Below are 15,128 nucleotides of genomic sequence, written 5' to 3'. Positions count from 1 at the left end.
AAGTTACCCGCGGCCTAGCCCTGCGCGCCCAGTTCCGCCTCGTATTTCGCATACGCCGCGCGCAGGTCCGCTTCGCGATCCAGCACCCTAAACGGATACTCAAACGTGTACGAAACCCCAGACTGTGGATGCAACCACGTCCGTTCCTCTTCCGAAAGTGTCTCGCCGTCTTTCAGCTTCGACTCCAGTTTCATCACTTCCTTCGGTACCTTCCGTCCGTTCGCGTCGAAGTGATCTTCCTGGTCGTAGCGGCGCATCACCGGGAACTGCGTGCGATAGATCATGCACAACTCGTCCGCCGTGACTCCCAGCGAGAGCGCGACGATAGCGTCAATCTCATTTTGCGCTTCACGACGATCTTCTGCCTTCCTCAGCGGCACCTCCGGAGTCCACGGCTCGCCCGTGATTTCCTCCCACAGCGGAGCGTACGCCTCAGTGAGGCAGTTCAAGCGGAGGTAGAGGTGAGCAGCGGTTGGCCATAGTACATTCGAAGTTCCGGTCGCAATATTGTCAAAGGTACCCGCCAGGATATTTGCGAGGCCGGTTGATCGAACCAGGAAGTCATTGATAATACTGCTTGCGAAAGAAACCGCAGCGACACGTGTAATCGAATTGAGTGGCCCACCAGATGTAATTCCATTTATGTGAAAACTACCCGCAGGTATTATTGCTGGATAAAGGGTTCTAAACCCGGTGGTGGCTGCCATAATTCTCCAGGCAACTCGATATGTTTCATTGACGAGAATGTGTTTGCCCTTAAGATTCCACGTACCGTAATCTTCGCGATATTTAGAGATGGACTTGTTTCGTTGATATGCGGTAGCTGGTACGAATTTAGGTGAAATCTCCTCAAGGTCGATTTCGGACCAATCCTGGTTATGCTTCATCGTCGGATTGGGCTGTTTGATCATTGGTGTCGAGACACCGAGATGAGGGCCCTGAAGGATGACATCATTCCACGAACCCGGGCGTGCCCATTCCGAGTCGAAGTAGCCCTTTTTCTTGTCAATTGATTCGTCCCACCCGCGTGAGAACTCAAGATTAAGCGTCTTCATGCGTGGCGCTTCAGCCAGTTTTTCGAGGACCGCTGCGGCTTCAGTATTAACGGTGTAAACCATTCGAGTCTCGAGGAGTGGCGTTGACGGATCTTCGAGAATGGAGCGCCAGATATCTAGTTCATGACCATCTACGTTGATGAATCGGTCACGGTGCGGGCGAAGATCCCAGTTGCCATTGTCGTCTTTGAAACCGGGAAGACTCCCAGAACCATCGTGCATTTGCGAATTCACAACAGTCTGAGGATGGTAGAGAGATGTCGCACTGAGAAAATCTACGGTGTCTTTAGGGGACCCGTAGACGTGTACGCCGTATTTTACGAGATGGTGGACATCAAATAGCACAAGCTCATTGACAAACTGCCAGTGACGTCGGAGACGCTGATAAGCACCTGCCCGAAGTGAGGCAGCTTTTTTCTCTGTGAAGTGGGACTCAGGGTGAATGAGTCCGACCACGCCTTGCTCCGAAGCATTTGACCACGTGCGGTTCATAAAACCGCGGTACAAGTCTGGCTGCTGATTTCTAAGAAAAGGATATTCTGTCTCCGAACCGAGGACTTCGGCGTTAGCGACAGTTTCGGTGATACCGGTAACCACCGTGCTGAGAACCGCAGCATTATCCGAATAGAGATCACGTCGCTCCCGCTTAGCAGCCTGCGTCGGCTTATGAGCCAGGGAGAACCACGGGTCGTGTTCGGAGTACAGTGCATCCAGGTCAGTGCGTGGCCTTACCCACGGAGGATTACCAACCTGCAGATCGAACCCACCTCGGGCCATCACCGAGGAGAAATCCAAGTCCCAGTGAAAGAAGGCTTGCTCGCGAGCTACGTCTTGTGCAGTGCGAAGCCACGGGTGTGCCTCGAGGAGTTCCTCGTGGCGCATGCGCTCAGAAGAGACGCGGTCAAAATCGTCGATGTAGTCGAGCTCGTCCCAGTTTAGGTCGAAGCCAATCCGAAGCTGGTCCTTGTTCTTTCCCTTTGCCTTTGCAACGGGGATCTCGTGGCCAAGAGCATCCTCGAGCATAGACAGCCACTCCTCGTGATCTGGCAACTCATCGGTGTGGGTGAGAGGCCAGAACCACAGTGCGTTCCAGGTATTCATAATCAGGCGCAAACGCTGATACGGGCTGTCAGGATTGTCGAAGAGTTCCTGCTCAATTTGCGCGCGTGACACATTCTTCGCTGTGGCGTCGGATTCACGCCCATAGAGGGGAACGTCGCGACGAGCTTGGTCCTCAGCGATCCGCCACCGCACAAGTGCTAGGCGCCAGAGTTCTTCGACACGCTTGGAGGCCGTAGTGATCTTAGTCTTTTGACCCGTGGTAAAGCCGTTTTGGATGGACCTACGCCACGCCTTCATAGTTTTCTGTTCGTCGGCGACGATGGTTTTCAGATCCGTCGCATCGGCAGCTGCACCCCAGCCTTTGGAAGGCAGAAGGAAGTGGTGGATACGACCAGCGACGTGAGTATCGGGTGCGTCAGCGTCGACGGATTCGGCGACTCCGGTGACACCGTGCTCGGTAGGAACTTCACTGAGATACTTCTTGGTTGTCACGCTGGAAGCAGAAACAGTCGCGCGCCGGGAACCTACCAGCGAATTACCGTGGCGCAGGTGCAGGCCGAACCATGGCGCTTTGAGGTCTGCGGTCATGGTGTCGAGCCAGAGCGAGATCTCGGCAAGCTCGACGGCGGTTTTGTTCAGGTCCACGCCATACACCTGGTGCAGGGCGATGTGAGCCTTGACGTTCTGAAGGAGACGCGTGTACTCACCAGGCTCGATGGTTTCTCCGAGCTCATCCTGCTTTTTATCCAGGTACATCTCAGAGAGCTGGCGCACGGCCTCGACGGCGAAGGCACCAGAGCCCATAGCAGGCTCGCAGATGGTCAAGTCGAGGATGTCGTCGGCACTTTCCATCCCGCCCTCCTCTTCGAGGACCTCAATTGACTGGGAGACAGTGAACTGGGTGAGCACTTCCGGGGTGTAGAAAGATGCGGAGCGCTCACGGTCGCGCGAGGACTGGCGGTAGACGAACTGGCCGGGCTTGTAGCGACGGGCTCGCTTCTCTGTACCACCGTGCTCGGCTGGGTAGTCGGTCATGACAACGGAATCATCCGGTAGGTCGGAAGCAAGCGAAGGCGGTATCACCCACGAGCCCTTCTTGGCATCACCCTTCGGCGCGACCTCGATAAGTTCTTCCTCGGCGATGAAGCCGGTGTAGGACATCAGGCCCTCGTAGACCTGGCCGAGCTCGGTGACACCCAAGGTGGCGTAGGAGATGTAGCCGCGGTCTTTCTTCGCGGTTTCCTTGGTAAGTAAGAGGTGCTCAAGTACCTGGTGAAGGGCCTGGTTGGATAGGCCTGCGCGGTCGATATAGGTGGTGGCCTGCGGCTGGAAGAGGTCAGCAGAAAGGTTGCGGAAGGTCAGTCCCTCTTCGTCTGCCTCGTCGAGGTGCGCAGGATTAGTTGGATCGTTGGGATCGTGGCCTTGGTCGACGAGGGTGAACAGGCGGTCCAGGCTCGCGTAAAGGTGGGAGCCGTTGCGGGCTCGGTTGGTCACAGGTGGAACGAGGATCTGATCGCGGAGCCTTGCCAGGCCGTAGCCTTCGTCGTATTCGGGTGTGCCGGTGGGCAGGATGTTGAGCTCGGGCGAGGCCTCGGCGAAGAGCAGGAACAGGATACGGTAAAGGTAGCGCAGGGATTGAGTAGCCAGCTCGTTGCCGGGGATGTCGTCGATGGGGATATTTTTCGCGCGGTGGCGGTCGAGGACATCGTTGCCGATGATTTCGATGGATTGTTTAACAGCCTCACGAAGTCCTTCAGAGACTTGAACGGAGTGCTCACGGGCTTCGCTAATGGTCTCTGTCCACCACGACGGCTCTTCGGCGGAGTGGTCGGTATTTTCCCGGGCCAGGATGCAGGTGATGTGCGCGAGCTCGCCGGTGCGAGTGGTGTCGTTGCGCTCGATAGCGACGCCGAGGTCAACAGCGATGTAGCGCCCGAGTGCCCAGGTGTCTTGGTGCGCAAGGATAACCCACGAACCGGCGACGATGAGCAGCATCTCTGGGGGTGTCTCGGAAAGGAAGATCTCGCCGGCGAGCTTTTCTACTGTGTAGTCCTGCTCCTTCTCACCGAGCGTGGCCGTGCCGATGATGTGTGTGGTGGCAAGATCCTCAGGCGCCGTGATCGGTCGGCCGAAAATGAGAGTGACGGCGCCGCTGGCGGTGCTAATTCCGGGGAACGTGAGTTTCTGAGATCCGCGCATGACCTGCTGGGTGGATGCGCTCGTGCCGTGCGGGTAGCCGAAAGCGTCGGTGATAAGCCGGTGTGCTTCGGCGACTGACTCGGGGTTGTCAGTCTCAAGGGTGCTCAGCGCTAGTTGAAGATCGGTGTGCGCGGCTTTCAGACGAGTCCACGGTGTTTGGTTGCCTTCTTTGGCTTCCGTGTTCCATTGTTTGGTGCGATCGTCGACACGCTTTGCGAAGCTGCGTGCATTCTTGCCCTTGACCTCGTCCGCGGTGAAGTAATGGTCGCTGAGGAACTCCTCAACGTTGATGATGGAATCAAAATCAGCCATGTGTTCTCTTCGGCTTTCTCAATCGTACGGACTAGGCGGTGGGGAGGATGACGAGCAGAGGGCGGACGAGACTGCGACGCGGCATCATCGAATTGAGCAGGCTGCGTTCCTGCTCCACGGTGCGCTGATCGGTCTCGCGCCGGGCGGCACTGGACCCTGCCCATGAGGCTTCTCTTTCTGCCCACTCTGCGGTGCGTGACTCTGCTGCTGTGGCGGAGGTGCTGTAGACAATGCTCATGTGGTTTTGCGCTGCAGTGACTGCGGAGCTCATAAGATCGGGGAGAGAGTCGGGCAGCTTAAGGGAGCCGTCGCTGATGGCGTCTTGGGTCAACCCGGCCTGGGCGAGCCAAGAAACGGGGTCCTCGATCGGGTCTGCGAGTGCGGGGCCTTGCGGTCCTAGTGGTCCTTCGGATGCAGCGACGAACGAGCGGGAGATGACCTGGCCGTGCTCGTTGGTGAGTGTGCCAAGCAGGAACACAGTAGGAGTGTCTACGTTGCCGGTGACGGCTGGGATCTCGCGCCGGGTCATCTTGGACAGTGCGCGGTCGGCAGCCCAATCGCTAACAGGGTGCAGCGGGCCGAGGTAGTGCGCATCGGGCCAGGACTTTTCCGAGGAGCCTTCGCGCGCCGCCTTGAGCTGCTGATTGCCGCGTTGCGTAGTGGTGGCGAGCTTCAAGTTGTCCTTGATGTGGCGGTAGGAGACGTAGTCTTGGGGAAGGAAATCGAAGCGGCGCTTGAGGTCGTCGGGAGGGGTGAGCTCGACGATGTCGTTGTCGTGCTCGACCCAGTTGATGCCGCCGTTTGTTGGCGAGCGATGAGGGTCCTCGAAGGCTTCGCTGACGGCGTCGCGGAGGTAATCCAGCTCGGATGGGTACGTGGTGTCCGGGTACTTGTCGAACTCGGCGGCGATGCTGATGCCGGTAGTGTTGTCTTCTGCTTGGGCGAGGCCGGCGAGCAGGGCGGTGATGTCAAACGTGGTGCCCTCTACTTCTGCGTCGGTGCTTTCGGTGACGAGGGCGTGGGCGCCGGTGGCGATGTCGTCGGGTTCGGCGACGGTCTGCTCGAAGTCGCGTACGCCCTGCAGTACCTCGCGAATCGCGTCCTCTTCGCCACGGATCGAGTGCTTGCCCATTAGTGGTGCGGCATCGCCGAGAATCTTGTGAGCGGAGTACTCGCGATCGACGAGCTTGGTAAGGACGTGGAGCTCGCCGATGGAGTTCGCCTCAGCCGGGTCGAGGAGCAGGGTAGTGATTCGTGGCGATTCGGTTTGGCCGTAGCGGTCGATGCGGCCGTTGCGCTGCTGGATGCGGATCAGCGACCACGGGATGTCGTAGTGCACGAGGTGGTGACACTGGGCGTGGAGGTTCACGCCTTCCGAAGCGACATCACCGGTAATCAGGACGCGCAGAGGGGTGTCTTCGCGCTTGAACTCGTCGATAAGTTCCATTTGCTCCGTGTCGGACAAGCCACCGTGCATGATCTTGACGGCGCCCTTGGGCAGCTTCAGGTCTTTGGAGACGTTTGTCTGGAGCCAATGCAGGGTGGCGACGCGCTCGGAGAAGATGACCACGCGGGTGGGCGAGCCCTTCTTGATGCCGATGGACTGAAGGTATTGGATCAGCGCGTTGTACTTCGCGGAGGTATCGGGTGTGACCTTGTCGTTGAGCTCGGCGAGGCGTGTGAGTTTGATTTGTTCGGGATCGTTGTCGGGGATGCGCTTTGAGCGGGACGCGACGGTTTCGCCAAGTGCTGCCGGCGATGACAGATAGGCCTTGACCAGGGTCCACGGGAAGAGGCGATCGGCCTTGGGGTTGTTGACCCACTCACTGTGGAGCTCCCGGGCGATGGCGTTTTCCTCGGGGGAGGCATCGACAGGGATGTTGTTGGGCTCCTCGCGCACGGCCCACTTATCGCCGACAACGCTGGCAACCTCAGGCGAGTTGCGGTGCCGGCGGATGATGAGACGCTTGGCGGCATCGGTGTCGATGGAGCCGTCCTGGAGAACTGAGAGTGGGTCGAGCAGGCGGAGGATTTCCTTGAAGGAGTTGTCGTCGCCATTGTGCGGGGTGGCCGAGGCGAGGATCATCGCGTCAGTGGTGGGGGCGAGCGTGCGGGCGAGTTCGTTGTTCTGGGTGCCCACGTTGGTGGCGTTGTGGATCTCGTCGATAACTACGGCGTCCCAGCGCACTTTGTTTAGCTGCGCGCGGTACTTCGGGGACTTGAGGGTGTCCATGGAGACGATGACGCGCGGGAAGTACGTGAACGGGTTGCGCGAGGCGGGCAGCTTCTGGCGGACTTTTTGGATGCCCACGGAGTCAAGGCGCACGAGCGGGATGGCGAAGCGGGTCCAGAGTTCTTGCTGGAACTGCTCCATGACGTGTTTTGGCGTGACGACGAGGATGCGTTCCCCGCGGCCGCGTCGGATGAGCTCGGCGAGGATCATGCCGATCTCGAGGGTTTTACCGAGGCCCACGGCGTCGGCGAGCAGGATGCGGGGGCGGACGTTGTCGGGGCTGAGCGCCTTGTGCACTGCGGCGAGCTGGTAGTCGAGGGGATCGGCCAACATGCGTGTGGAGACTTCTAGTTCCTGCTGGTGCAGCGGAACCGCGGTTTGGCGAAGCGTGGACTCGACCCAGAGGCGCGCGTGGCGGTAGCGCGGGGAGTTGTCGGGGACGACCTCGACCTTGGTGGGGTCGAGCACCTCGATGCGATCGAGCGCGGTGAAGAACGTTGCGGTGGTGTCGCGGACGTAATCGGACAAGCCTCGGACCCTGACTCGGAAGCCGTCGTTGGTGCGGGCGACGCCGGTGACCAGCCAGTGTTCGTCGCGGACCTCGACGGTCACGCCGGGAGCGAGTTGCTCGGTGGAGGCTGGGGCTTCGTTGGTGGGTTTTGCTGCTTGTGGTGCTTGCGTGGAGGCTTCTTTGGCAAGCAGGTCTGTTTCCGCGGACATAGAGAAATAGATTATCGGTATCTAGATCTAGTACGCTTTCGAGGCCTTATTAGGGGGTAATTCCTTTAAACCGCGCCGGTGACGTTGAGTTGCTTCGATGCCCTCTTAAGCGAATGCGACTAGCAAGTTTCGAGCTTGTTGTTTCCAGAAGAGTGCACAGCTACTTTCGACCCAGAAGTCAAAGTCCCTGATTGGAGATGGATCCTACTCAGATTCTTTAGCAATGCGTCTACTGCTTGCTCATCACCCTCTTTCAAGTGAGCGCTCGACGCAATATCGCGAGCAGAAGTCGTTGCGGCGAAATCTAAGAGTTCGATGCCGACAACTACATCCCATTCGTCTAGGTCAGCCATCACGCTCGGAGTGATCTCAATAGTTCGATTGACCTCAGCGGATGATAACTGAATGTAGGCAAGTTCCTCAGTCACATTAACTGAAATGGAAGGTGTCATTTTATTCATCCTTTTTGATCCAAACGGACACAATTTTTATAGGGTTCGTGTTGTCGACCGTCACTACACACACAATTCTACCCAGATCTCTCTCATACACTTTTCGACCTGGCTTGTTTCCAGGGCGGGTTATGTCCGGCTTCGAAATGGTAGCTTTAATATCGTGCTCAGAAACTCCTCGTTGTTTCATTCTTTCTCGGGCATGAAACACGATGTCCAGTTCCATTTAAACTACCCTTCGGCAGTAAAGGCTAGTTCGCGGGCAAGTATTTCATTCAAGTAGATCTTGCATTGGTAAAGACCTGGTTTATTAAGTGGTAGTGGCCCACGGTAAGCAAAAACTGAAGCAGTTTTCCCAGCATACTCGACTGAGTCTTGATCGGGTTCCAACACTCTTTCAACTGTAATCAGTGGCTCGTTGGCGGTGTCGACGAACTCAAGCCTGAGGGTGGGGGCTTGGTCATTAACTAATTTACGCACCCTGCCTGCCACCGCAATGTCCATGTAGACAGGAAAGGCATCGACCTTGACTTCGGTGAAGCTTGCGCCGATTGCAGTGATCGTACCCATTTCAGTCTTTGCGTATTCGGCTAGGTAAGCATAGTCGAGTTCAGCAGTCATAATGACAGTAAAGCATAACGGTTACATGGACAGCGCTAGTTCGTGGGCAACGGCAGTCGATGCATTGTTCGGCACTTGAAATATTTGGTCCTTCATCGGAAAGCTCTGAAATGGCTGCGAGAATATCCGGCACGTCCACATCCATGGTTGAGGATCCCGGGGGACCGAGGTCGTGGTATTTTGTGGTTTGGTCGGACCAAAGTTGTGACCGCGGTATCCTTTGTTCCTCTCCCAGGGTGGTAAGGAAAGAGTAGGAGCATTCACTCCCGAGGCGGACTTTTGCAGTCCCTTGGCGAGTCCACAGACAGCCACGGTCAGGTAATCGTCGCGAAGCGCGATACCTGCCACTTGACAGTCTGCCGTGCAGACTGCCTGGGCGTTTGCAGAAATCTGCAGCACGAAACCGAGACGCGAGGGCCACGTAGGTATCGTCGCGAAGCGAGAAACCTGTCGCCTAATAGTCTGCCGTGCAGACTCCCTGGGAGAACTTGTCCCACTGGCTAGGAAACTTCCTCAAAACCGCAGCAAACCGAAAGCCCGCACGAAAACGGTATTAGAATCGCTTTCCATGAGTGAGACGAACCAGCAGACCGAAACAACCGCAAACACAGGTCCCTTCGACAACAACGAAGCCCGGGAACTCATCGCGGACCTCCAAAAGGGAGGCTTGCCGGTGCGCGAGCTGCTGCCGAACCGTGGTCACAAGCACCTCAGCACCGACGAGGGCGAACTCATCGTCGCGCTGGCTGCCATGGCAACCGGAAATAAACCAGAGGGAATCCCGGACGAAACCATCGCAGAACTCAATGAGCCCGATGTACGCAATAACCTGCGCGAATCCCTCGATGCAGTGCTCATGGATGCCACTGTCTCCGATCTCTACGGCCAGTGGGAATCCCGCGGCCAAGCCGAGTTGAACGAGTGGAAAGCGCGCTCCTGGGTCGACCTGTCCTAAGCCCGTCACTAAGCGCCAACCACCAGCGCTAGACTTGAACGCATGGCATTTCCAGCTGAACATCCGGTGATCCCGCACTCTGATTTCCGCCCCGTCGGCGACATCGAGCGCACCGACAACAAGTTTGAGGTCATCTCCGAGTTCGAGCCCTCCGGCGACCAGCCGAAGGCCATCGCTGAGCTCGACGAACGCCTCAACCGTGGCGAGGAAGACGTGGTGCTCATGGGCGCCACCGGTACCGGTAAGTCCGCAACGGCAGCCTGGCTGATCGAGAAGCAGCAGCGCCCAACGCTTGTGATGGCGCCGAACAAGACCCTGGCCGCCCAGCTGGCCAACGAGCTCAAGGAACTCCTGCCGAACAACGCGGTCGAGTACTTCGTCAGCTATTACGACTACTACCAGCCTGAGGCCTACATCGCGCAGACGGACACCTACATCGAGAAGGACTCGTCGATTAACGAAGACGTCGAGCGCCTGCGCCACGCCGCCACGTCCAGCTTGCTCTCTCGCCGCGACGTGGTCGTGGTCAGCTCCGTCTCCTGCATCTACGGCCTGGGCACTCCGCAGTCCTACCTCGATCGCTCTGTGGTTTTGCGTGTCGACGAAGAGGTGGATCGCGACCAGCTATTGCGCCTTTTGGTGGACATCCAATACGAGCGCAACGACATCGATTTCCGCCGCGGCACCTTCCGCGTCAAGGGCGACACCGTGGACATCATCCCGGCTTACGAGGAGGTCGGCGTGCGCGTCGAGTTCTTCGGCGATGACATCGATGCTCTCTATTACATCCACCCGGTCACGGGAGACGTCCTCAAGCGTGTCGACGAGCTGCGCATCTTCCCGGCCACCCACTACGTCGCCAGCGAGGACCGCATGGAAAAGGCAATCGAGGCTATCAAGGAGGAGCTCGCCGACCGGCTCGAGGACCTAGAAAATCGCGGGAAGTTGCTCGAGGCCCAGCGCCTGCGCATGCGCACTGAATACGACCTGGAGATGATCCAGCAGGTCGGATTCTGCTCGGGCATTGAGAACTACTCGCGCCACATGGATGGCCGCGAGGCGGGCTCGGCGCCGGCGACGTTGATCGACTACTTTCCGGAAGACTTCCTCACAATTATCGACGAGTCCCACGTCACCGTCCCACAGATCGGCGGCATGTACGAGGGCGACATGTCGCGTAAGCGCAATCTGGTCGAGTTCGGTTTCCGTTTGCCCTCGGCAGTGGACAACCGCCCGCTGACCTTCGCGGAGTTCGAGGAGCGCGTCGGCCAGACTGTATATATGTCGGCAACTCCAGGTGACTACGAGCTCGAGGCAGCCCAAGGTGAATACGTCGAGCAGGTCATTCGCCCGACCGGACTGGTTGACCCAGAGGTGGAGGTCCGCAAGACCGAGGGCCAGATCGACGACCTGATCGAAGAGATCCGCCAGCGCACCGCCAAGGATGAACGCGTGTTGGTGACCACCTTGACCAAGCGCATGGCCGAGGATCTCACCGACTACCTCGTGGAGAACGGGATCCGCGTGCGCTACCTGCACTCGGACATCGACACTCTGCAGCGCGTGGAACTACTGCGCCAGCTGCGTCTCGGCGAATACGACGTGCTCGTGGGTATTAACCTGCTGCGCGAGGGCCTCGACCTGCCCGAAGTTTCGCTCGTGGCCATTCTCGACGCGGATAAGGAAGGCTTCCTGCGCTCGAGCAAGTCGCTGATCCAGACCATCGGCCGTGCGGCTCGTAACGTCTCCGGCAAGGTGATCATGTATGCCGACAAGATCACCGATTCCATGGCGAACGCCCTGGATGAAACGGAGCGTCGTCGCGAAAAGCAGATCGCGTACAACAAGGAACACGGCATTGATCCGCAACCGCTGCGGAAGAAAATTTCCGACATTTTGGACGAAGTGTACGAAAACACAGGTGACGTTGATCCTGCCGCAGGCGACACTGCGGTGGCAGATCGCCCCGATACCTCCACGATGGCGGCTGATGAAGTGCAGAAACTCATCGATTCGCTCTCTGCTCAGATGGGTGCAGCTGCCCGGGACCTGAAATTCGAGCTTGCAGGACGTTTGCGCGATGAGATCGCAGATCTTAAAAAAGAACTTCGGGGTATAAAGGAAGCAGGAATCTAACTATCTCGAGCAAAGGAAGCTTTCGATGCATTCTTACAATACGATCATCGTGGGTACGGATGGGTCCGCATCTTCGTATTTAGCGGTACGTTCGGCCGCCAGCCTGGCAAGAGCTTATGGCGCAGAGCTCTTGGTCATCTGCGCTTATTACAACACCACGGGTTCGCTTCTGAATTCTCCCACCTCTGAGTACTCCACTCTTCCTGTCGTTAGCGATTCTCGCGCGGAGGAGTACCTGGAGAAGGCCGGCGTGATTGCTGCCGAGGAGTCAGCGGAGAATGTTCGCTTGATTGCGAAGGCTGGATCCCCGGTCAATGTCTTGGTGGAATCGGTCCGTGATCACAGTGCTGATCTGTTGGTCGTAGGTAACAGGGGAGTGAACTCCCTATCCGGCCGAGTTTTCGGAAATATCCCGACTGGAGTTGCCCGACAGTCGAAATGCGATGTCATGATCGTGGATACTTCGTCCGAAAGTGACGACTAAACGGCAATCTGTGTTGCTAGAATAGGTAACCACACATACTTCGTGGGTTCAGCGAGGTGAACCCACACGTGCATCCGCGAGTTCAATTGAAAGGTCTACAGAAATTATGAGCAGTTACTACAAGTCGATTGTTGTTGGCACCGACGGATCTAAGTCTTCCCTTCTTGCAGTGGAGCGAGCTGCGAAGATTGCAGCAGCATTCGAGGCAACTCTCATCATCGGTTGTGCTTACTACGAAACCGAAGACGACGTTTCGAAGACCGTGCGCCAGGACTCCGTCACCATCTTGGGCGACGAAACCGCGCAGAAGAACCTGAAGGCAGCTTCCGAGGTTGCTCGCGAGTCCGGTGCCACCACCATCGAAACCGCGGTTCGCCCAGGCACCCCAGTGGACGCCCTGATGGCAATCGTCAACGACAACAACGCAGACCTTCTTGTTGTTGGTAACCGCGGCATTAACTCGCTGACCGGCCGCCTCCTCGGCTCCGTTCCAGCTGACGTTGCTCGTCAGTCGGATTGCGATGTCATGATTGTGCACACCGTGAACTAATTCACGCAGCACCGTAAGGCCCTCTTCATTTACGACGAGGGCCTTTTTGCATCTAAAACTCCAATGGCCCAATCACCGTCAACGTCTGCGTCGCGCGCGTGACCGCGACGTAGAGGTCCTGCCACCCCTGCGGCGAAGCCCCAACAATCTCAGCAGGCTCCACCACCACAACGTGGTCGAACTCCAGACCCTTGACCTCGCTGACATTGTCCGCGGTGATCACGGCGACCAAGCGATCGTCGTCAAACGCGATTGACTCCGGCGAGGTGCCGCTGTCCAGATACCGCACTGGTTCGCCCGTCGAGCGGATCGCCTGCGCCGGCTTCGCGTCTGGGTCGATCACGGCCAGGATCTGATTCGCCAGCTCCATGATCTCGCTCGGAGTGCGATAGTTCACCGTCAGCTCGTGGTGCGCAAAGCGCGTACCCACGTACGGCTCCAAAGCAGCAGACCAATCGTCGGTACCTGCGGGCGACGAGGTCTGCGCGGTATCGCCCACCAGCGTCATCCACCGCGACGGCGAGCGCCGGAAAATCATGCGCCATTCCATCGGGGAAAGCTCCTGGGCCTCGTCGACAATGACGTGACCGTACGCCCAGCGATAATCCTCACGCGCACGCTGCGCCGTCGAACGCACATCGCGTTCCTGCTGCCTGCTCGCCAACGTCTCCGCATCAATCACGTCGTGCGCCGACAAAATCTCGGCCTCAAACTGGTCATCGTCGTTATCCGTGGCCTCCGAGGAAGACAAAATATCCAGCGCATCCTCGGCCTCGGCGACCTGCTGACGCCACTCTTTCTCTTCCTTTTTACGCTGCTCTTCGGGGTCGGCGACACCAATGAGCACCGAGAGCTCGTCGATAAGCGCCGCATCCGACGCCGTCATCGCCGAACCCGGCTCGCGATACAGCGCGTCCTGCGTGTCCTCGTCATAGTCGCCCGCGACGGCCGCGATTGCCTCGCGATCGGTGAGCAGGTGATCGAGGACATCGAAGGGGTCAAGCTCCGGAAAGAACTTATCGACGAGCCCCTGCACCGCCTTTTCCTCCGCCAGATCATCGTGGAGCTGATCAATATCGGCAGCTGAGAGCAGGTTCTCGCCGCCGAGCGGGTCAGCACCAATCTTGTCGGCCAGCTGCAGCGCCAGCAGGTTGGTGAACTCCTCGGCGAAGACAGCGCGGGCCGGGTTGTGCGGCTTGCGGGAGCGGCGGGCGCGAGTGCGGGCCTTCTTCACCAGCGCCTCGGTGACCTCCAACTCGATCGAGCCGACCATAAAACGCTCGGTCTTCTCGGGCAGCGTCTCCCATTCCTGGACGGCGCGCTTGAGAATGGTGACCATTTCCTCTGAGCCTTTGATCTCGCGACCCAGCAGGGACTCGGTGCCCTCCGGGGTAAGTCCCGGAACGAGCTCGCCGATGGTGGTGAGCACCACGCCGGTCTCGCCGAGCTCGGGAAGAACTCGCGAAATGTAGTCGAGGAAGGTCTTATTCGGGCCGACGATGAGCACGCCGGTGCGAGCGAGTTGGTCGCGCCAGGTATAGAGCAGGTAGGCGACGCGGTGCAGCGCAACCGCGGTTTTGCCGGTGCCGGGGCCGCCCTGGACGACGAGGACGCCGCGGGTATCGTCGCGAATAATCTCGTCTTGCTCGCGCTGAATCGTCTCAACAATCGAAGTCATGTGACCGGTGCGGGCTTCGTTCATCGCACGGTGCAGGGCAGCCTCGGAGCTAACATCCGCGGTCGGTTCGTCGCTGACCACGCCGGAGAGGACTTCGTCGTCAATGCCTGTAACCTCGCGCCCGGATGTGCGGATCTGGCGGCGCAGCTCCACACCCTCGGGGTGTGCGGTGGTGGCCAGGTAGAACGGGCGGGCCATGGGGGCGCGCCAGTCGAGCAGGAGGGTGCGGTAATGATCGTCGCGATCGTCGATACCCATGCGTCCGATGTAGCGCCGATCAAGGTCGGGCCGGCCGGGGACGGGATTCTCGCCGCCGGCTTCGTTGATGTCGATGCGGCCGAAGACGAGGCCGATCTCGGCGACCGTGAGGGTGTCCAACTTCGCATTCAGGCCGTGATACTCGGTTTCGCGGCGCACAAGCGCGTCGGAATCCGGGTTATCTGGGTCCACTTCGGCCTGGACCTCCTCGAGGCGGGTCCGGGCGCGGTCCACTTCCTGATCGAGGTGGGCGAAAAGTGTATCTACGTAGGCTTGTTCCTGCGCGATCTCGTGTGCATCACTGGACGTGGTGCTTAAGTCTGTGCCCACGAAAGGCGACCTCCTTGGAAATATGGCTGACCCACAACTCTAACAAAAACAAAGCTCGGGCTCGCGGCAGCAACCGCGAGCCC

At 58.5% G+C, this 15,128-nt stretch carries 10 protein-coding genes; 4 read left to right on the top strand and 6 right to left on the bottom strand.

Features of this window, described 5'->3' with window-relative positions:
• Positions 1 to 14 precede the first annotated feature (14 nt).
• From A37O_RS0104725 to A37O_RS0104705, 5 genes are all read right to left on the bottom strand, one after another.
• On the bottom strand, positions 15 to 4,628 hold the full coding sequence (locus tag A37O_RS0104725; RefSeq protein ID WP_018296344.1) for an Eco57I restriction-modification methylase domain-containing protein: 4,614 nt from the start codon (positions 4,626 to 4,628) through the stop codon (positions 15 to 17).
• Between the two features lie 31 nt (positions 4,629 to 4,659).
• Positions 4,660 to 7,581: a DEAD/DEAH box helicase gene (locus tag A37O_RS0104720; RefSeq protein WP_018296343.1), complete on the bottom strand. Its 2,922-nt coding sequence runs from the start codon at positions 7,579 to 7,581 to the stop codon at positions 4,660 to 4,662.
• A 119-nt stretch (positions 7,582 to 7,700) separates the two neighbouring features.
• Positions 7,701 to 8,033, bottom strand: a complete 333-nt coding sequence (locus tag A37O_RS14675; protein ID WP_018296342.1) for a DUF2283 domain-containing protein — start codon at positions 8,031 to 8,033, stop codon at positions 7,701 to 7,703.
• Position 8,034: 1 nt separating this feature from the next.
• The gene (locus A37O_RS0104710; RefSeq protein ID WP_026196151.1) at positions 8,035 to 8,259 is read right to left on the bottom strand and encodes a DUF4258 domain-containing protein; all 225 of its coding nucleotides are present in this window, start codon (positions 8,257 to 8,259) and stop codon (positions 8,035 to 8,037) included.
• Between the two features lie 5 nt (positions 8,260 to 8,264).
• A complete protein-coding gene (locus A37O_RS0104705; RefSeq protein WP_018296341.1) occupies positions 8,265 to 8,654 on the bottom strand; it encodes a DUF6941 family protein in 390 nt (129 codons plus the stop codon).
• Between the two features lie 568 nt (positions 8,655 to 9,222).
• Between A37O_RS0104705 and A37O_RS14670 the strand changes: the two genes are divergently transcribed.
• The 4 genes from A37O_RS14670 (at position 9,223) to A37O_RS0104685 (ending at position 12,779) form a co-directional block, all read left to right on the top strand.
• Positions 9,223 to 9,609 carry a DUF4259 domain-containing protein gene (locus tag A37O_RS14670; RefSeq protein ID WP_018296340.1) on the top strand — a complete coding sequence of 129 codons (387 nt, stop codon included), beginning with the start codon at positions 9,223 to 9,225 and terminating at the stop codon, positions 9,607 to 9,609.
• Between the two features lie 42 nt (positions 9,610 to 9,651).
• Positions 9,652 to 11,745, top strand: coding sequence for an excinuclease ABC subunit UvrB (gene uvrB, locus A37O_RS0104695; RefSeq protein WP_018296339.1), 2,094 nt, complete (start codon positions 9,652 to 9,654; stop codon positions 11,743 to 11,745).
• A gap of 25 nt (positions 11,746 to 11,770) precedes the next feature.
• Positions 11,771 to 12,229: a universal stress protein gene (locus tag A37O_RS0104690; protein WP_018296338.1), complete on the top strand. Its 459-nt coding sequence runs from the start codon at positions 11,771 to 11,773 to the stop codon at positions 12,227 to 12,229.
• Between the two features lie 106 nt (positions 12,230 to 12,335).
• The gene (locus A37O_RS0104685) at positions 12,336 to 12,779 is read left to right on the top strand and encodes a universal stress protein (protein ID WP_018296337.1); all 444 of its coding nucleotides are present in this window, start codon (positions 12,336 to 12,338) and stop codon (positions 12,777 to 12,779) included.
• A gap of 52 nt (positions 12,780 to 12,831) precedes the next feature.
• Here A37O_RS0104685 and A37O_RS0104680 read toward each other — a convergent pair whose 3' ends face one another.
• Positions 12,832 to 15,045, bottom strand: a complete 2,214-nt coding sequence (locus A37O_RS0104680; RefSeq protein WP_018296336.1) for a HelD family protein — start codon at positions 15,043 to 15,045, stop codon at positions 12,832 to 12,834.
• Positions 15,046 to 15,128: the final 83 nt, after the last annotated feature.

This window comes from Corynebacterium lubricantis DSM 45231 (genome assembly GCF_000379425.1).
In the GTDB taxonomy this organism is placed as follows: domain Bacteria; phylum Actinomycetota; class Actinomycetes; order Mycobacteriales; family Mycobacteriaceae; genus Corynebacterium; species Corynebacterium lubricantis.
This window is presented reverse-complemented; position numbering and strand designations above follow the sequence as displayed.